18 protein-coding genes and 2 tRNA genes are annotated in these 17634 nt (G+C 42.7%); 5 read left to right on the forward strand and 15 right to left on the reverse strand.

Going from position 1 to position 17634, the window contains the following annotated elements; genetic code table 11:
* Positions 1 to 233: 233 nt before the first annotated feature.
* Both ABD128_RS10465 and ABD128_RS10470 read left to right on the forward strand, forming a co-directional pair.
* Positions 234 to 1295 (forward strand): hypothetical protein, encoded by a 1062-nt coding sequence (locus tag ABD128_RS10465; RefSeq protein ID WP_343989975.1) that lies wholly within the window; start codon positions 234 to 236, stop codon positions 1293 to 1295.
* Positions 1296 to 1554: 259 nt separating this feature from the next.
* Positions 1555 to 2283, forward strand: coding sequence for a helix-turn-helix domain-containing protein (locus ABD128_RS10470; protein ID WP_343989978.1), 729 nt, complete (start codon positions 1555 to 1557; stop codon positions 2281 to 2283).
* Positions 2284 to 2359: 76 nt separating this feature from the next.
* On the opposite strand, the gene ABD128_RS10475 is transcribed toward ABD128_RS10470, so the two are convergent.
* From ABD128_RS10475 to ABD128_RS10530, 12 genes are all read right to left on the reverse strand, one after another.
* A tRNA-Lys gene (locus ABD128_RS10475) sits at positions 2360 to 2435 on the reverse strand.
* 194 nt (positions 2436 to 2629) lie between these two features.
* A tRNA-Lys gene (locus tag ABD128_RS10480) sits at positions 2630 to 2705 on the reverse strand.
* A gap of 132 nt (positions 2706 to 2837) precedes the next feature.
* On the reverse strand, positions 2838 to 3038 hold the full coding sequence (gene iscX, locus ABD128_RS10485; protein ID WP_110201547.1) for a Fe-S cluster assembly protein IscX: 201 nt from the start codon (positions 3036 to 3038) through the stop codon (positions 2838 to 2840).
* A gap of 23 nt (positions 3039 to 3061) precedes the next feature.
* A complete protein-coding gene (gene fdx / locus ABD128_RS10490; protein ID WP_343989983.1) occupies positions 3062 to 3400 on the reverse strand; it encodes an ISC system 2Fe-2S type ferredoxin in 339 nt (112 codons plus the stop codon).
* Positions 3401 to 3409: 9 nt separating this feature from the next.
* Positions 3410 to 5275 carry a Fe-S protein assembly chaperone HscA gene (hscA, locus tag ABD128_RS10495; protein ID WP_343989985.1) on the reverse strand — a complete coding sequence of 622 codons (1866 nt, stop codon included), beginning with the start codon at positions 5273 to 5275 and terminating at the stop codon, positions 3410 to 3412.
* 10 nt (positions 5276 to 5285) lie between these two features.
* Positions 5286 to 5819, reverse strand: a complete 534-nt coding sequence (gene hscB, locus ABD128_RS10500; RefSeq protein ID WP_343989987.1) for a Fe-S protein assembly co-chaperone HscB — start codon at positions 5817 to 5819, stop codon at positions 5286 to 5288.
* Positions 5820 to 5999: 180 nt separating this feature from the next.
* Positions 6000 to 6323, reverse strand: coding sequence for an iron-sulfur cluster assembly protein IscA (gene iscA, locus ABD128_RS10505; protein ID WP_343989990.1), 324 nt, complete (start codon positions 6321 to 6323; stop codon positions 6000 to 6002).
* Positions 6324 to 6348: 25 nt separating this feature from the next.
* Complete coding sequence (gene iscU, locus ABD128_RS10510) at positions 6349 to 6732, reverse strand: Fe-S cluster assembly scaffold IscU (RefSeq protein WP_343989993.1); 384 nt, start codon at positions 6730 to 6732, stop codon at positions 6349 to 6351.
* 19 nt (positions 6733 to 6751) lie between these two features.
* Positions 6752 to 7966 carry an IscS subfamily cysteine desulfurase gene (locus ABD128_RS10515; protein WP_343989996.1) on the reverse strand — a complete coding sequence of 405 codons (1215 nt, stop codon included), beginning with the start codon at positions 7964 to 7966 and terminating at the stop codon, positions 6752 to 6754.
* Positions 7967 to 8018: 52 nt separating this feature from the next.
* The gene (locus tag ABD128_RS10520; RefSeq protein ID WP_110201540.1) at positions 8019 to 8486 is read right to left on the reverse strand and encodes an Rrf2 family transcriptional regulator; all 468 of its coding nucleotides are present in this window, start codon (positions 8484 to 8486) and stop codon (positions 8019 to 8021) included.
* 238 nt (positions 8487 to 8724) lie between these two features.
* The gene (gene cysE, locus ABD128_RS10525; RefSeq protein WP_343990497.1) at positions 8725 to 9546 is read right to left on the reverse strand and encodes a serine O-acetyltransferase; all 822 of its coding nucleotides are present in this window, start codon (positions 9544 to 9546) and stop codon (positions 8725 to 8727) included.
* Positions 9515 to 10369 carry an RNA methyltransferase gene (locus ABD128_RS10530; RefSeq protein ID WP_343990000.1) on the reverse strand — a complete coding sequence of 285 codons (855 nt, stop codon included), beginning with the start codon at positions 10367 to 10369 and terminating at the stop codon, positions 9515 to 9517. The genes cysE and ABD128_RS10530 overlap by 32 nt, the downstream gene beginning before the upstream one ends.
* 269 nt (positions 10370 to 10638) lie before the next feature.
* Here ABD128_RS10530 and ABD128_RS10535 point away from each other — a divergent pair, with 269 nt between their 5' ends.
* Both ABD128_RS10535 and ABD128_RS10540 read left to right on the forward strand, forming a co-directional pair.
* Positions 10639 to 11415 carry an inositol monophosphatase family protein gene (locus tag ABD128_RS10535; RefSeq protein ID WP_343990003.1) on the forward strand — a complete coding sequence of 259 codons (777 nt, stop codon included), beginning with the start codon at positions 10639 to 10641 and terminating at the stop codon, positions 11413 to 11415.
* Between the two features lie 145 nt (positions 11416 to 11560).
* Positions 11561 to 12370 carry a DUF1338 domain-containing protein gene (locus ABD128_RS10540; protein ID WP_343990006.1) on the forward strand — a complete coding sequence of 270 codons (810 nt, stop codon included), beginning with the start codon at positions 11561 to 11563 and terminating at the stop codon, positions 12368 to 12370.
* Between the two features lie 423 nt (positions 12371 to 12793).
* On the opposite strand, the gene ABD128_RS10545 is transcribed toward ABD128_RS10540, so the two are convergent.
* Together ABD128_RS10545 and ABD128_RS10550 are read right to left on the reverse strand one after the other, a co-directional pair.
* Positions 12794 to 13723, reverse strand: coding sequence for an electron transfer flavoprotein subunit alpha/FixB family protein (locus ABD128_RS10545; RefSeq protein ID WP_343990009.1), 930 nt, complete (start codon positions 13721 to 13723; stop codon positions 12794 to 12796).
* The gene (locus ABD128_RS10550; RefSeq protein WP_343990012.1) at positions 13724 to 14473 is read right to left on the reverse strand and encodes an electron transfer flavoprotein subunit beta/FixA family protein; all 750 of its coding nucleotides are present in this window, start codon (positions 14471 to 14473) and stop codon (positions 13724 to 13726) included.
* A 167-nt stretch (positions 14474 to 14640) separates the two neighbouring features.
* Here ABD128_RS10550 and ABD128_RS10555 point away from each other — a divergent pair, with 167 nt between their 5' ends.
* Complete coding sequence (locus ABD128_RS10555; protein ID WP_343990014.1) at positions 14641 to 16296, forward strand: electron transfer flavoprotein-ubiquinone oxidoreductase; 1656 nt, start codon at positions 14641 to 14643, stop codon at positions 16294 to 16296.
* Positions 16297 to 16367: 71 nt separating this feature from the next.
* Here the strand turns inward: ABD128_RS10555 and ABD128_RS10560 are convergent, their stop codons facing one another.
* Positions 16368 to 17618, reverse strand: a complete 1251-nt coding sequence (locus tag ABD128_RS10560) for a DUF3466 family protein (RefSeq protein ID WP_343990017.1) — start codon at positions 17616 to 17618, stop codon at positions 16368 to 16370.
* Between the last annotated feature and the right edge of the window lie 16 nt (positions 17619 to 17634).

The raw sequence follows: 17634 nt of genomic DNA on the forward strand, positions 1-17634 counted from the left end.
TTTGGCGGCGCGTTATGTAACTTTACTAAGCGAGGGAAATGCGAAGCATCTAACGCCTGGGGCGTCTTTTCTTTTCGCCCTTTTCTTTGGACGGGCAAAGAAAAGGGCAAAATAATACCTCACCTTTTAAACAACTAGCAAAAAGCTCACCTTCACTCTCTATGCCTAATACTCTAGAATAAGCAACATTCATAAGGTACAAACTAAGCAATTCGTTGGGAAATAAGTTTTAGATGAAGACATCAATTAATATAAGACAAGCAACTAAAGACGATTTAACCGAAGTATTAGCCATTGCTAACCAATGGTCGCTTGGGGAACTTTCAGACAGCGAGGCTGAGGACGGTTTCTTGGTCTCTGCGTTCGTGTTGGAGCAATATGAGGATTACCTTGCCAACGCTGAATACTTCTACGTAGCAGAGGTTGAGGGCCGTATAGAGGCATTCTTATTGGCTTATGAAAGCGAGTCTATTGATCCTTCTGAGTTAACCAACACTTTATTACGCTGTAACTTAGTTGAGTCTTTTATTCTTATAAAACAAATTTGTGTGCGTCGAGATTCTTCTAACACAAAAGGATGCGCAGCCTCACTTTACGATTATATTCATCAACAACAGCCGGATAAAAGTAACTTGGCCGCAGTTGTTCTTGAGCCTCTGAATAAGCGCTCTATCAAGTTCCATGAACGCTGTGGTTTCTATAAGTTATGTGATATCACACCTCCAGCGGATAAGGATGGTCAGATTCGTCTTAGGGGGATTTGGTACCGCCCACCGAAAAATAATCAGGAACACTGCCCTGCTTTGCGTTTTCAGTCTACCGTTGAGTCAAAAGTGCCATTAGATACATTAAATACACGCCAAGAAATAGCGTCGAGCTTATATACTCACGAAGATAATCTGAACTGGACAAAACTGGGCCTACTAGTCACTTTCATGTTTGCGCTGGCCACAGCTTTTAATCATCTTATGGGCAAAAGCTCGGAAGAACTCGGCGTAGTGGGCATTTTTACCGGTATTATGGTTATCATTATTGGCCACGTCATAATCGAGCTTTTTAAAAAGAAAATTGATAGCGGCCTAAACTATTTACAGCAACATAAAATGTCGGTTAAGAAGCTGGATGTATTAATTCAGGCACAATACCCTAACTGCCCTTCTATTCTTAATGGTAATAAAGAAATAAGCGGACAATCTGCAACAGCTAAAGGAATGAAGTGGATTCCACTTATTTGTAGAGTTGGATGGTGGGGAATGACGCTTGCGCTTATTGGACGACTCTTTAACCTATTTTAATAGTTCACAAAGGCGCCAATCATGGCGCCTTTTATAAATCTTAACTTTACAATCTTGGTAAACAGCCATTCTAAATACGGCTACCACATAAGCGAAGCTACTGCTCGCAGCCACTCCTTGTATTGACAAATTAACCTGTAACCCCTTCAAATTCCTTAACATTCCTGTATATTCCTAGTTATTCCACTGAATTCATCTGGTTATTCTTAGGACTTTTTAAAACAATAAGCCAGTCAATTAATCACATGGAGATAGACCAATGACACTAGGTGAAAAATTACGTTCATTACGCTCAATCAGTGGCTGGACACAACCAGAACTGGCACAAAAGCTTGGTATTGAACAATCCTATTTATCAAAACTCGAAAATGATCGAAGCATCCCTTCTGTAGAAATTTTCGACAAGCTCTGCACTGTCTATGAGTTAACACCTGATGAGATGGTTAAAGAGCTCGATAAGGACTATATTCGGCAAAAGCTGATGCATATCCCTATTGTCGCAAACGCGTCCAATAACAAGCAGGAAATAGCCAAAGGCAAGCGTAAAGCAGCAGTCATCGTTTGTTCGACGTTTATCCTAGTCGCGGTACTGTTTTTCTTTACAGCTTACTTAGAGCTCCTTTCAAGCAATCAGCGCTGGGAGTATCGCTCACTTGGGATTGATTTCAAGCACGAAATTAATCAATGTCTTAAAAAGGAAAGTCCCGAAGAGTGCTATATCAAGTACACAGGAAGCTTCTTTGCCAATTCCTTCCCTAGAAACACGCGGTCACAGCATCTAGAAAGTATTATTACTAAAGAATATAGAGGTGAAGCATTTATAAAAAAGCTAGATACGGGCTTTAGGGAGTATCACGCAAAGCGATTAGAGGATAAAAGAAGCACAGCAAACAATATCTTCTTAATATTCGCTGTGTTTTTAATGACTTTAGGCATTTTGGGGCTTATCGTTGAAGCACGTTTTTATCGTATCGATAAATCAAGTTAGAGCTATTAATTACAGACACAAAAAAAACCGCTAAGTTTTCACTAAGCGGTTTTCTGCTCTCCAAGGGAGATAAAGATGGTGGGTTGCACAGGAATCGAACCTGTGACCACCTGATTAAAAGTCAGATGCTCTACCGACTGAGCTAGCAACCCAAGACCGTTTAAGGCAGTGCCTTATTCGATGGCGCGTATAATACCGTTTTCAGCTAAAAACACAACCCTTTGTAATCATAAATTTTAAATTAATTTGTTAAATCAGGCTTTATGATTTATGGAGCACAAATTCAGGATACAAAAAAACCGCTAAGTTTTCACTAAGCGGTTTTTGCTCTCCGAAGAGATAAAGATGGTGGGTTGCACAGGAATCGAACCTGTGACCACCTGATTAAAAGTCAGATGCTCTACCGACTGAGCTAGCAACCCATTGATTTGACTATCTTTCTAGCCAAGCTCACCGTTTCGGTAAGACGCGTATAATACTTCTTTTTTGAGAAAATACAACCTTTATACGCGGTTTTTTTCGTATTTTTGTTATCGAGTAATAGAAGATGCTTATTATTCTGCTTCTTCTATCCATGCAGCTTGAATAGCTTCTAATATACGCTCTCCACTACGCTCAGGATCATCGTCAAAATCTTCAAGCTCAAGAACCTTATTGCGTAAATCAACAAAGTTTATACGTAGTGGATCTTGCTCTGGAAACTTTTCATAGAGCTCGATTGCGATATCTAAACTGTCTGTCCACTTTAAACCCATAAGTTACTCCTTATAAGGAACGCTTAGTGGCGCTCTGAGACCTGGTTAATAGTATATTTTGGTATTTCTACAACAAGATCTTCGTCTTCGACCACTGCTTGGCAACTCAAACGTGACTCTGGCTCAAGTCCCCATGCCTTATCAAGCATATCATCTTCTAGCTCGTCACTCTCTTCCATCGAGTCAAACCCCTCACGAACGACTACGTGACAGGTGGTACATGCGCACGACATTTCACAAGCGTGCTCAATAAATATCTTATTATCTAAAGCCACATCAAGCACAGTCTGCCCTTTCTCGGCTTCAACTTCTGCCCCTTCAGGACACAACTCTTCATGAGGTAGGAATATTACTTTTGGCATCTAGTTACCCTATATTTCATCAATTTCGTCAACTTCGTGACCCACAAGAGCCTTGGCGATACTAGCGTCCATACGACGGCTAGCAAATTCATTGGTGCTCTTTTCTACAAAATCTAATGCGTCTTGAATTGCTTTTGTGCTTTCGCCTTGGGCTGTTTCGTTCAGCTGCTCTAAGGCGGATTGAATCGCAGCATATTCCTCGTCATTCAACAACTCTTTGCCGTTTTCGTTTAGAGCTGCTGAAACGGCTTCTATAACGCGTGCAGCCTCGACTTTTTGCTCACGAAGCATGCGAGCTTCCATATCATCTTCTGCGTGGCTAAAGGAGCTCTTAAGCATGTCAGTGATCTGTTCATCATTTAACCCGTAAGATGGCTTAACCGTAATGTCGGTCTTAACACCACTGGTGGTTTCTTCCGCCATGACCTGTAAAAGACCATCCGCATCCAGTTGGTACGTAACACGAATTCTGGCTGCACCGGCTACCATGGGTGGAATTCCCCGCAATTCAAACCGAGCTAACGAACGACAATCTTCGACTAATTCACGTTCACCCTGAACCACATGAATCGCCATAGCAGTTTGGCCATCTTTAAAGGTGGTAAACTCTTGTGCTTTTGCTATTGGAATAGGCGTATTTCTTGGAATAATCTTTTCGCTAAGACCACCCATAGTTTCAACACCTAAAGATAAAGGAATAACGTCTAACAGCAACATATCATCACCTGATTTGTTACCGATAAGTACGTTTGCCTGAATTGCTGCACCAATAGCGACCACTTTATCAGGATCGATGTCGGTTAGTGGCGGTACTTTAAAATATTGCTCAACTTTTTCACGAACCAAAGGCACGCGAGTAGAGCCACCAACCATAACAACCTTCTCTACTTCATCAACCTTTACACCAGCGTCTTTCAGTGTACGACGGCAAGAAAGTAACGTTTTATCAACGATTGGTGCAATTATTTCTTCTATTTGAGCACGGCTCATTTCGCCCTGCCAATCAAAGAAGTCCACCTCGACTGAGTCTGTATCGGTCAGAGCTTCTTTAACTTCACGAGCTTTAATCATCGCCAACTGATGTGCGCGACGGTCGTCACTATTGATCTTCGCTTGTTCCACTAGATATTGGCCAATAGCTCTATCAAAATCATCACCGCCAAGGGCACTATCGCCACCTGTAGCTAAGACTTCAAAAACACCTTTTTGTAATCTAAGAATAGAGATATCAAAGGTACCGCCACCTAAGTCATAAATAGCATGGATACCTTCGCTACCAGTGTCTAAACCATAAGCCACCGCAGCAGCCGTCGGCTCGTTTAAGAGCCTTAAAACTTTTAGACCCGCCAGTTGCGCTGAGTCTTTTGTAGCTTGGCGTTGGGCTTCATCAAAATAAGCAGGTACCGTAATCACGACTCCGCCTAGCTCTCCGCCAAGAGCTTCTTCAGCGCGATTGGCTAAAGTTCGTAGAATATCGCTTGATACTTCTACTGGATTTTTTTGTATACCATTCTCAAGGACAACCCCTGGCATTCCGCTATCGGACTCAACCAAAGTATTAGCACTGAATTCTTTAATTTTATCCATATCGGCTAGGCCACGGCCTAATAACCGCTTTATTGAGCTGACGACGTTTCCAGGCTCAACCGCTTGGCGCGCCTTAGCTTCATGACCCACGACAACCTCGCTGTCGCTTTTATAATGGACGACTGAAGGAAGCGTATGCCTTCCTTCAAGATCAGCTAACGTAGCCGCCTCACCGCTTCTAACAGTAGCTATTAGTGAATTGGTTGTACCTAGATCTATACCGGCAGCCAATCTATGATGATGTGCTCGTGTACTCTGTCCTGGTTCAGATATTTGCAATAATGCCATAATAACTCAGTTAATCTAATAGTGTGTCTTCAGCCAGTTCAATATCACGTAATGTTTTGTGTAAGAACTGTAGCTTGTATATCGAAATTTTTAATGCGTCCAAATCCCAAGAATCTTGCTTAAAAAGTCGAGCGAGTTCGTCTTCTTGTTGCTCCGCCCTTACTTCAATTTTGTCAGCAAAGCTCATTAACTCACTGGCATCTTTCTGTTTGGTGATTGTGTCGAGTTCTTCACGCAACTCCAGTTGTTGCATCAGGAATTCGGCGTCATTCACCGTATGATCCTGAGTAGTATCGATGTTTTTTACCAGCCGTAGCAGGTATTGTGCTCGCTTTACCGGATCTTTCAATACAGCAAAGGCATCATTTAAACGAGTGGTTTTCTGCATAGCCAACATTTGTTGCTGGCTTCCACCTTGCGCATGGCGATCTGGGTGAGTCGATTGAAGCAATCGTTTTAACTTACTGGATAAATCATTTTGATCAATGAAAAAATTCGGCTCTAGGCCGAATAATTCAAAGTAATTTTGCTGCGCATTTGCCATAGAAGTATCTTAGTTGGTAGCTAAACTGATAATCTTGTAATCACTGAGTTCTTCGTAATTAGCTAGTATAAATTTTTTAGGACGAGGCAAATCAAAATAAAAGTAAGGGAGTTTATAAGAAATAAACAACTGAGCTTCTATTTTGATTTAACAAAGTCATAAAGAATTTAGACAGCTAATTTAGACGGTGAAGGACTCACCACACCCACACTCACCCTTAGCATTTGGGTTCACAAACTCAAAGCCTTCGTTTAGGCCTTCTTTTACGAACTCTAAGCGAGTGCCTTCTAGGTACGGCTGACTTTTTGGATCAATAATTACTTTAACGCCTTTATCTTCATAAAGGATGTCTTCGTCATTGAGTTCATCTACAAACTCTAAAACGTACTCTAAGCCTGAACAACCTGTAGTTGCCACGCCTAAACGAACGCCGAGACCTTTGCCACGGTTTGCGAGGAATAACTTCACTCGATCTGCCGCTGCATCTGATAATGTGATCGCCATAAACTAACCTGTACCTATTTAGCTACTACTTTTGACTTCTTTCTTTAAAGTCTTTTACTGCGGCTTTGATTGCATCTTCTGCTAATACAGAGCAGTGAATCTTTACTGGAGGTAAAGCCAACTCTTCTGCGATATCTGTATTTTTGATAGCTTGAGCTTCATCAACGGTTTTACCTTTTACCCATTCTGTGATTAATGAGCTTGATGCAATCGCTGAACCACAGCCGTATGTTTTGAACTTAGCATCTTCAATAATACCTTGCTCGTTGACTTTAATCTGTAGTTTCATGACGTCACCACAAGCTGGAGCGCCTACCATACCAGTACCTACGGTCGCGTCATCTTTTTCGAAAGAACCAACGTTTCTTGGGTTCTCATAATGATCGATTACTTTTTCACTATATGCCATAACAATCTCTCCAACTAATCTAGTGTGCCTGCCATTCAACTTTTGACAGGTCGATACCGTCTTTATACATGTCCCACAAAGGAGATAGGTCACGTAAACGCGCGATGCCTTCACGGACTTGCTCAATTGTGTAATCAATCTCTTCTTCAGTCGTAAAGCGACCGACACTGAAACGGATAGAACTGTGTGCTAATTCATCATCACGACCTAACGCACGTAACACATACGAAGGCTCTAAACTTGCTGATGTACAGGCTGAACCTGAAGATACGGCTAAATCTTTTAGCGCCATAATCAAGGACTCACCTTCAACAAAGTTAAAACTAATGTTAATGATACCTGCCACACGCTGCTCTTCATGACCGTTCAGATAAACTTCTTCCATATCGTTTACACCAGCCCATAGGCGCTCACGTAAACGGATAATGCGCTCGTTATCTTGAGCCATGTCTTCCATAGCGATTCTCGCAGCTTCACCCATACCCACGATTTGGTGAGTTGGTAAAGTACCAGAACGCATACCACGTTCATGACCACCACCGTGAATTTGCGCTTCTAAGCGTACACGAGGTTTACGACGAACGTATAAGACACCAATACCCTTTGGGCCATACATTTTGTGACCTGAGATAGACATTAGGTCAACTTTCGTTTTTTCCACGTCGATAGGTAACTTACCGGCGCTTTGCGCTGCATCCACATGGAAAATAATTTTGCGTTCACGACATAGCTCGCCAATTGCGTCAATATCTTGAACCACACCTGTTTCGTTGTTGACGTGCATAACACTAACAACAATGGTGTCGTCACGTAATGCATCTTTAAATGCATTCATGTCTATTAATCCGTCTTCTTGGACATCTAGATAAGTGACTTCATAGCCTTCACGCTCTAATTGACGCATCGTATCTAAAACTGCTTTGTGCTCAGTTTTAACGGTAATGATGTGTTTGCCTTTCTTGCCGTAGAAGTGCGCTGCACCTTTTATAGCTAAGTTATCAGACTCAGTAGCACCTGAAGTCCAGACAATTTCACGAGGGTCTGCGTTGATTAAATCCGCCACATGCTGTCTTGCTTCATCCACAGCCTCCTCCGCTTCCCAACCAAATTTGTGGGAACGTGAAGCAGGGTTACCGTAGATGCCGTCAACACTCATGTATTGAACCATCTTCTCGGCAACACGCGGATCGACTGGCGTAGTTGCTGCGTAATCAAGATAGATGGGTAATTTCATTCTCTTCTCCGCTAAATTTCAAAGCACAATTCAAAAATAACCAAAACTACTTTTAGCCGAAAGCTATGACGTCTTCTTCACGAAAACGTACGTTTTGGCGCTCAGCAACCTGCTGAACAAAATCTCGTTGGATAACATGATCGAGCGTTATCCCACTCAAAAACTGATAAATCTGGTCGCTTAGCTCAGACCACAACTGGTGTGACAAACAAACATCACCACCTTGGCAATCGCCTTTGCCATTACAGCGTGTTGCAGTAATGGGTTCGTTTACCGCTAATACAACCTCTGCAATACTAATTTGTGTCGCTGGGCGCTTTAATTCATAACCACCACCAGGCCCGCGGATGCTATCGACCAAATTGGCCTTACGCAAGCGCGAAAACAATTGCTCCAGATAAGACAAGGATATATGTTGTCTTCCTGAAACCTCTGCTAGTGTTATCGGACCTTTGCCTGCATGCAATGCGAGATCTAACATTGCTGTCACTGCGTAGCGTCCTTTAGTGCTCAACTTCATATCAGTACCTTTACTTGATTGGCTTTATGATCTCATACCCGAGTAATTTAGTCAACTTTACACTAGCAAGCATGTCAGCCAATGCTAAAGTCTATGCCATTGAAATATAAAGGATTATAAATTTGGATTAGCTGATGTTATCTAAGTCCACATTAAGATTAGTATAAATACCGAGTAAGCTAGTGGGTTAAATATTAGTGATTCTCAATAACAGTGTTTGCAGAGTGAAAATTACCCTTTAAGAGGACTTATCAGTATGTTTCGATGACTCGTCATCATCATAAACTCCATCAGGATCTTTAGAATCAAAACGGGTCAAAGACTCGCAATCGACGTCAGGCAAGTCTAGCTCATCACAATCGATACCCTGCTTTTTCAAGGCACACGCAATAAGCACCATCTGCTCTTCTAAAGCGCGAGAGTGTTCATGTAGACTACGGATTGCTTGAGAAATAGGATCTTGCTGGTGAGTACTGATACCATAGGCTTCAAAAACGGTTTGCTCTGTGTCTTTTTGCCCTGATACTTGGCGCGCAGGTATACCAATCATTGTTGTATCCGCAGGCACATCTTTAACCACCACGGCATTAGAGCCAACTCTTGCTCCGGTACGCAGAGTGATCGGACCTAAAACTTTAGCCCCAGCGCCTATAACCACGTTGTTTTCTAAAGTCGGATGTCGCTTCCCTTCTTTCCAACTGGTACCACCTAAGGTCACTCCGTGATAAAGCGTGCAGTCATCGCCTATTTCAGCAGTTTCGCCAATAACAACTCCCATTCCATGATCGATAAAGAATCGTCGGCCAATTTTAGCACCTGGATGAATTTCTATTCCTGTCAGCCAGCGAGCCAAAGTGGACAAAGTTCGAGCCAGCCACTTCCAATTCGCGCGCCATAATTTATGCGCAATTCGGTGCGCCCATATAGCATGCAAGCCGGGATAGTTGGTCAACACTTCAAAATTATTACGCGCAGCTGGGTCGCGGTGAAAAACACTTTTAATGTCTTCCTTCATTCGAGAAAACATTTTACTCCTCGTTACTACTTTTAACTGGACTATTAACTTTACTTGGGTCTGACTGGCCTGCTGTTTTTGTTACTTGGTATTTGATGTGCTTAGTCATCGACGCCAAAAAGCCTCGCATGATATTAACTTCAGCCTCCGTTAGCTGTGCCTTTGCAAAAAGACGGTGTAATCGGGCTGGTAATAGCTTGGGCTCGTTAGGATCAAAAAAACCAGTTTCAGTCATAACACTTTCAAAATGCTTGTACAGACCTTCTGTCTGTTGAACCGTCGCTTTGTTCTCATCACTGACAAGATCGTGGCTAGGGTCGCTCCCATCACAATCATCATAGCTATTCTGAGACAACGCTAAAAGCCGACACTCATAGCAGATAACCTGAACCGCAGCCGCTAAATTTAGAGACATGTACTCAGGATTGGCCGGAATATTAACATGATAGTGGCAAAGTTGAAGCTCTTCGTTATGCAACCCAGTACTTTCACGCCCAAATACAATAGCCATAGGCATGGCTGTCGGCTCTTTATCGAGAATGCTACTGAGTTCACGTGGCTCAATCAAAGGCCACGGAAGCGCCCTATTCCGAGAACTGGTACCAATCACTAATCGGCAGTCTGCTATCGCTTCTTCTAGGCTAGAAACGACCTTAGCTTGCTCTAACACATCAGTCGCACCTGAGGCGCGCGCCACAGCTTCTTCTGATGGAAATTGCTTTGGATTCACTAAAACCAAATGCTTCAAGCCCATGGTTTTCATGGCTCGCGCAGCAGCTCCAATATTACCTGGGTGGCTAGTTTGGCAGAGGACAATCTTTATTTGATTTAAAAATTGCTTTGCAGAATGAAGTTGTTTCGGTTTCACTACTTGTCTGGATAAGTTGCTAATTTACAAGAAGCTATATTATCAGAGCGCCTCTCATAACCCCACAATTAAATTTCCAAACTTACAAAGCTGTAAATGTTAAAAATATAAAAAAACAATAATTTAGTCTTCTTTATAGCCAATACTTTTGCTATGATTCGCACCGTTTAGCGCTAATGCGCTCAATTTTTGCCCAATTTTGTGGGCAACCTATTCTCTATAGCGAATTTTTCCTATACAGACTGTTCTTTGACTTTGGTGGTATCAACATGAATGCGTACAAAAACATTGCCGTGCGTGCGGCAGAGCGTGCTGGAAATTTTGTGGCGAAAGCTTTTGCTAATCGCGACCGAATTATTGCACAGAGTAAAGGCCCTAACGATTTCGTTAGCAATATCGATAAACAGGCCGAAGAAATCATTATTGATGCCATCAAATATAGCTATCCTGATCACGCTATTTTAGCGGAAGAAAGTGGTCAGCATGGTGAAAGCGACACAGTCTGGATCATCGATCCTATCGATGGCACCACTAACTTCCTTCTAGGCATCCCACATTTCGCCATATCCATTGCGGTAAAGCACAAGAACAAAACTCTTGCTGCCGTAATATACGATCCGATTAAAGATGAAACCTTCACGGCATCGAACGGTAGTGGCGCACAGCTAAATAACACGCGTATTCGAGTCAGTGATAAAAAGAGACTGGATAACTCGGTTCTAGCTACGGGCTTCCCTTTCCGTGGGAACCAAAATTTGACTGAATATTTAACCTATTTTGAGACAATCTTCCCACTCTGCATTGATATGCGACGCGCAGGCTCAGCTTCTTTAGATCTTGCCTATGTTGCCGCTGGCCGCCTCGATGGCTTCTGGGAGTTCGGTTTAAGCGAGTGGGACACGGCTGCAGGCATCTTAATCGTTAAAGAAGCCGGAGGTTTTGTGGGCGACGTGAAAGGTAACCCACATCAAGAGAAGTCAAAAAGCATTCTTGCTGCCAATCCTGGTGTCTTTAAACACTTCATGAAAAGTGTAAAAGACCTTTAAATCCAAGCCAATAGACCTTTAAATCTAAAAGTCCATCACCATATTTGCATCCGAAGATTGAAAAGGACAGCCCAAAGATTGTACAATTGGTCTGTCCTCTTACCAGAGCCAATACACTCATTGTAAACAAATAGGTTTAAACGATATGAGCACGCAAAATCACAACGCGCTTTTTGACGCATTGTGGAACGATTATTTAGCTATCACACCTGATGCCAAAGCCATTCACGAAGAGTTCAAAGCGTTAGGCGATGAAACTATTATTAATGATCACATAGCCCTTAGAACCTTTAACGAAGGCGCTATCAATCTAGATCATATAGGCAAATACCTAGAACAGTTTGGTTACGAAGCCGCTGGAGAGTACCATTTCGAAGAGAAAAAATTGTACGCCAAACACTTTCAACACAAAACTGATGAAGATGCACCGAAAATCTTTGTTAGTGAACTGTTACTAGAAGAATTCTCAGCAGAGCTTCAAATGTTCTGTCGTGGCTTAATTGCCGAAGCAAACTGGAACATCCGTCAAAACGGTTTATCACTGCCTTCTCGCCCTTGGGGCAAAGTGACCCGCGAAGCTTACGAGCGTCTTCTAGAAGAAAGTGAGTATGCTGCTTGGTTAGCGGCTTTCGGCTTACGCGCCAACCACTTTACAGTGTCTGTGAACAAGCTTAAAGGCATGAAGAACATCGAAGCGGTCAACCAATTCCTTAAAGACAAAGGATTTGAGCTAAACACTAGTGGTGGCGAAATTAAGGGCAACGAAGAAGTTTGCTTAAAGCAAAGCTCTACCATGGCCAATATCGTCGACTGGGAATTCAATGGCGGCAAGCACCCTATTCGTACTTGCTTCTATGAGTTTGCCGAGCGCTTCCCTATGGAAAACGGTGAGCTATATCATGGTTTCGTAGCCGCTAGTGCAGATAAAATCTTTGAGTCTACTAACGCAGCTTAATAAAGAAATATTCGGCGCACTGCCCAAGAAGGCTAGCGCTTTATCCCCCTTTAAAAGTTAGCCTCACATTTTAAAATTATAGAGCAAATTGGGCAGGGATAGCCCAATTTAGCAAAGACGAAACAGGACGTTTCGTTTTGCGGCTCGTCAATTAATTTTGAATTGTGAGGGCAGTCCAACGGACCTAACTTTTAGGGGCGAGTTTTTTGGTTCGTTTTTTGCTCGTCAAAAAATGAACATTAAGTGATATTACTCATTCACTTAGGGTGAGCGTCACACACTCAGCTCCCCTTCCTTACTAAATGAACACTTCAAGAATCCCACTTACGAGGGCGAGCACAGCAAGGTCTGTGTAAGCGACATACTAAAAAAATAAAAAAACCGCCAAACGGCGGTTTTTTTATGCTTTACTTTTTTAAGAAATTACAGAGCATCAATCAACTCTGGAACTGCTTTAAATAAGTCTTCAACTAAGCCGTAATCTGCAACCTGGAATATAGGCGCTTCTTCGTCTTTGTTGATAGCAACAATCACTTTTGAGTCTTTCATACCCGCTAAGTGCTGAATGGCGCCAGAAATACCAACGGCAATATACAGCTCAGGAGCAACGATTTTACCGGTTTGGCCAACCTGGTAATCGTTTGGTACGAAACCTGCGTCAACTGCTGCACGAGATGCACCAACCGCTGCGCCCAACTTATCGGCTAATGTTTCTAGCATTTCAAAGTTTTCGCCATTACCCATACCGCGACCACCCGACACAACAACTTTCGCTGTTCCCAGATCAGGACGCTCTGACTTAGTCAACTCTTCGCTGACGTAATTGCTTAACGGAGTGTGTGAGCCGGCATCAACATTTTCAATTGTTGCTGAACCACCTTCAGTCGCCAAAGCATCAAACGCCGTAGCGCGAACAGTAATCACTTTTTTGCTATCGTTACTTTTAACGGTGGCAATGGCGTTACCCGCATAAACAGGACGCTTAAAGGTGTCATCTGACTCTACAGAGATGATGTCTGAAATTTGCTGCACGTCTAACAAAGCTGAGATGCGCGGCATCATATTCTTACCGAAAGTCGAAGCCGGTGCTAAGATATGCGAATAATCGCCCTCTTGTGACATTACAGCCTTTTCAACGTCTTCAGCTAATAGGTGCTCTAGGAAGTCAGCTTGTGCCAGTAAGACTTTATCAACACCCTCGGCTTTAGCCGCTTGCTCTGCAACAGACTCACAGTTATGACCAGCCACTAGCACTACGGTTTCACCGCTTAGCTGTTTTGCAGCTGCGATAGTGTTATACGTCGAAGCTTGTAATTCGCTATTATTGTGCTCTGCAATTACTAAAGTCGTCATTTAGATCACCTTCGCTTCATTTTTTAGTTTATCAACAAGCTCAGCCACTGTTTCAACCTTAACACCTTCGCTACGCTCTGGTGGGTTTTCAACACTTACAGTCTCTGTACGGTTGGCCGTATCAACACCTAGATCTGCTAACGCAATCTCATCAAGCGGCTTACGCTTTGCTTTCATGATGTTTGGTAATGATGCAAAACGTGGCTCATTCAAGCGTAAGTCTGTTGTAATAACGGCTGGCAGACTTAACTCAATCGTTTGTAAGCCACCATCAATTTCACGCGTCACTTTAGTTTTACCGTCTTCAACTTCAACTTCTGAAGCGAAAGTACCTTGGCCCCAACCTAAAAGTGCACCAAGCATTTGACCTGTTTGGTTATTATCACCATCAATTGACTGCTTACCTAAAAGCACCATTTGTGGCTCTTCTTGCTCAACAACCTTCTTTAAAACTTTGGATACCGCTAATGGCTCTAGCTGGTCGTCAGTTTTTACTAAAATTGCTTTATCAGCACCCAGTGCTAATGCTGTGCGCAAAGTCTCTTGGCATTGTTGATTACCAATGGACACTGCGACAACTTCAGAAGCGATACCTTTTTCTTTCAGGCGAACAGCTTCTTCCACTGCAATTTCACAGAATGGATTCATAGACATTTTAACGTTAGCAGTTTCTACTCCGCTATTGTCCGGCTTAACACGAACCTTCACATTCGCGTCGATAACTCGTTTTATTGCAACTAGAATTTTCATGAAAACCCTATCGTATGTATAATCTCTGCCAAATATAGACGATCTAAACGCCTATCTTTTGTAAAATAGGGCGTAATGGTGACGTTTTACTGGCTGAAGGTCAATAGTTTATCGTGATTTTAGCCATGTTTTGACTGAATTTTAATCAATTTTAAGAGGAGATCTAGGTGGAACGCGAATTTATGGAATTTGACGTTGTAATAGTGGGTGCAGGCCCTTCTGGTTTAGCAGCGGCTATCAAGTTGCGCCAACTAGCCATCAAGAGCGATAAAGAATTGATGGTTTGTGTGGTAGAGAAAGGTTCAGAGGTCGGCGCACACATACTGTCAGGTGCCGTGATCGAACCAACCGCATTGAATGAGCTAATCCCTGATTGGGAAGAAAAAGGCGCACCACTAAACACTAAAGTGACGGGCGACTCCATCTACCTCATGAAAAACGAAGAAAAAGCGACAAAAATACCTAACGTCTTCGTTCCAAAAACCATGCACAATGATGGCAACTACATCATTAGCCTAGGAAATCTTTGCCGTTGGTTAGCCGAGCAAGCAGAGGCTTTAGGTGTAGAAATTTTCCCAGGTTTTGCAGCTTCAGAAATTCTCTACAACGACGATGGCTCGGTAAAAGGTATCGCCACAGGCGATATGGGCATCGGTAAAGATGGTGAGAAAAAAGACGGTTATATGCCAGGTATGGAGCTTCACGCTAAGTACACCCTATTTGGCGAAGGTTGTCGTGGACACTTGGGTAAAGAGCTTATTGCTAAGTTTAATCTTGATGAAGGCAAAGAGCCACAACACTACGGAATTGGTATTAAAGAGCTTTGGAAAATTCCTGCAGAGCAACATCAGGAAGGACTAGTGGTTCATACCGCAGGTTGGCCGTTAAGCGAGTCCGGCTCTGCAGGCGGTGGCTTCTTGTACCATATTGAAGACAACCAGGTTGCTGTAGGCTTAATCACTGATCTTTCATATTCTAACCCACATGTGAGTCCATTCCATGAATTCCAGCGTTACAAGCACCAGAGAGTCATCAAACAATACCTAGAAGGTGGCGAGCGCATTTCTTATGGTGCTCGAGCGCTGACTAAAGGCGGTTTACAATCACAGCCTAAGATGTCATTCCCCGGTGGCCTTTTGATCGGTGATAACGCAGGTACATTGAACTTCGCCAAGATTAAGGGTACTCACACCGCAATGAAGTCAGGCATGATTGCAGCAGAAACAATTATGGCAGCTTTCGGTGGCAACAGAGCCAATGACGATCTAGCTGAATACGAAGCCAATTACAAAGCATCATGGGCTTGGCGCGAGCTTCATCAACAGCGCAACTTCGGCCCAGCTCAGCACAAATGGGGCAACTTCCTAGGCTCGGCCTATGCCTTTATCGATTTAAATATCTTTAATGGTAAGCTGCCATGGACGCTTAGCGATCCGAAACCAGATTATGCTCAAATGAAACCGGCAGATCAGTGCAAAAAGATCGAATATCCAAAGCCCGATGGCAAGTTATCTTTTGATAAACTATCTTCTGTGTTCGTCTCAAATACGAACCACGAAGAAGATCAGCCCGTTCATCTAAAATTGCAAGATGATAGTATCCCAATTGAGGTGAACTTGGAAAAATACGATGAACCCGCTCAGCGCTACTGCCCTGCTGGAGTTTATGAAGTCGTTCGTGATGATGACGGTAATAATCCTAAATTTGTTATTAATGCTCAGAACTGTGTTCACTGCAAGACTTGTGACATTAAAGATCCAAGCCAAAACATTACATGGGTCGCACCTGAAGGTGCTGGTGGGCCAAACTACCCCAATATGTAGTTTTTAGTTTGCAATTAACTTAACCAATAAAAAAGCCTCCATTTGGAGGCTTTTTTATTGCAAGCTAGAACTTAAGAATAACGTCTTCTTATACCCAAAGCCGCAAGAATCCCTAGAAGGATAACTGGAACGCTTCCACCACCATCGCTTGGTTGTGGGTTCGTCTCACCACAGTCTTCTACAGGCTCCCCTGTAGGGTCTAAGCGGAAAGCTCTAATTTCACCATCTACCGTACCAAAACCAACAATCTGCCCTGCATCATTAATGGCTCTGGCTTCAGTTAGAGTCCAAGGAGAGTCACAAGCAATAAGCTCATTTAGGTTTTTCATCTCTTCATTTTCATACAAAAATGCCCCTGACTCACCAATTGTTGGGACTGAAACTAAAGCCCTTCCCACTATCTGTCCTACATTATTGATGTCCATTGCTCTCGAATCAGTGAAATCTTCATCGAAAAAACCTAGTAATTTCAGTTCAGGGTTGCCAGCAGACATATCAATATAAAAGGCCTCACGGTTATCTCGCGTTCCAGTAATATAAATATTTCCTACAACTTCTTGCTTATTGTTTATAGATCTTGCAAAAAGAGCCCTATTATCAATTGTTTCTATCTCTATTTTTGTTGAAACATCACTAGCATTTGCAAAATAAGAAGCGATTCTGAAGCTTTCGCCATCTTCAATATCTGCAAACCCTACAATATCATCATTATCATTTATAGCAGTTACGTAAGAGTTTCGACTTGGATCTTCAGCGAAAGGTTCAATAATAGAATACTGATCAGTATTCCTATCGTAAATAAATCCTCTACTGGGTTTACCAATATCGTCATTATCTGGCTCTACATCATAGTTTGCACCCAATATTACTTTGTTGTTATTGTTAATATCGTATGCAACTACACTAGAAACACCTTCAATATCTAGAATTTTACTAACAGTTCCAGATTCATACACGACTGCAAATTGCTGAGCTATTTTTACCCCGTCAGACTCCGAAGAAACATTACTCAAACCTACCGCAACCATTGCATCATTAATACCTACAGCTTCACTTGATGTTCCATTTTCTAATGTCCCTAGGTCGACATTTCCAGAATCATCAAACTGCACGGCATGGGCAAAAAACTCACGTTCACCTTCGTCATTAAGCGGACCATTAGCATAACCGACAGCCTGACCAGCCTCATTAATATCGTAAACGACACTGGTTGTTCCACCCAAGCCACCTAAGTCAACAACCTCATAAGGTGCGGCCATTGATGTTGAAACTAGTGTCGCGATACTGAGTGCAAGCAATTTTTTTGTGGTTTTTAATTTCATCAATTCTCTCTTCACA

Source organism: Kangiella japonica, from assembly GCF_039523535.1.
Taxonomy (GTDB): Bacteria; Pseudomonadota; Gammaproteobacteria; order Enterobacterales; family Kangiellaceae; genus Kangiella; species Kangiella japonica.

What these genes read in the sequence shown, in the direction of transcription:
- ABD128_RS10465 (WP_343989975.1), top strand. Translation starts at nt 234, where the DNA reads ATGAAGACATCAATTAATATAAGACAAGCAACTAAAGACGATTTAACC.
- ABD128_RS10470 (WP_343989978.1), top strand. Translation starts at nt 1,555, where the DNA reads ATGACACTAGGTGAAAAATTACGTTCATTACGCTCAATCAGTGGCTGG.
- iscX (WP_110201547.1), bottom strand. Translation starts at nt 3,038, where the DNA reads ATGGGTTTAAAGTGGACAGACAGTTTAGATATCGCAATCGAGCTCTAT.
- fdx (WP_343989983.1), bottom strand. Translation starts at nt 3,400, where the DNA reads ATGCCAAAAGTAATATTCCTACCTCATGAAGAGTTGTGTCCTGAAGGG.
- hscA (WP_343989985.1), bottom strand. Translation starts at nt 5,275, where the DNA reads ATGGCATTATTGCAAATATCTGAACCAGGACAGAGTACACGAGCACAT.
- hscB (WP_343989987.1), bottom strand. Translation starts at nt 5,819, where the DNA reads ATGGCAAATGCGCAGCAAAATTACTTTGAATTATTCGGCCTAGAGCCG.
- iscA (WP_343989990.1), bottom strand. Translation starts at nt 6,323, where the DNA reads ATGGCGATCACATTATCAGATGCAGCGGCAGATCGAGTGAAGTTATTC.
- iscU (WP_343989993.1), bottom strand. Translation starts at nt 6,732, where the DNA reads ATGGCATATAGTGAAAAAGTAATCGATCATTATGAGAACCCAAGAAAC.
- ABD128_RS10515 (WP_343989996.1), bottom strand. Translation starts at nt 7,966, where the DNA reads ATGAAATTACCCATCTATCTTGATTACGCAGCAACTACGCCAGTCGAT.
- ABD128_RS10520 (WP_110201540.1), bottom strand. Translation starts at nt 8,486, where the DNA reads ATGAAGTTGAGCACTAAAGGACGCTACGCAGTGACAGCAATGTTAGAT.
- ABD128_RS10535 (WP_343990003.1), top strand. Translation starts at nt 10,639, where the DNA reads ATGAATGCGTACAAAAACATTGCCGTGCGTGCGGCAGAGCGTGCTGGA.
- ABD128_RS10540 (WP_343990006.1), top strand. Translation starts at nt 11,561, where the DNA reads ATGAGCACGCAAAATCACAACGCGCTTTTTGACGCATTGTGGAACGAT.
- ABD128_RS10545 (WP_343990009.1), bottom strand. Translation starts at nt 13,723, where the DNA reads ATGACGACTTTAGTAATTGCAGAGCACAATAATAGCGAATTACAAGCT.
- ABD128_RS10550 (WP_343990012.1), bottom strand. Translation starts at nt 14,473, where the DNA reads ATGAAAATTCTAGTTGCAATAAAACGAGTTATCGACGCGAATGTGAAG.
- ABD128_RS10560 (WP_343990017.1), bottom strand. Translation starts at nt 17,618, where the DNA reads ATGAAATTAAAAACCACAAAAAAATTGCTTGCACTCAGTATCGCGACA.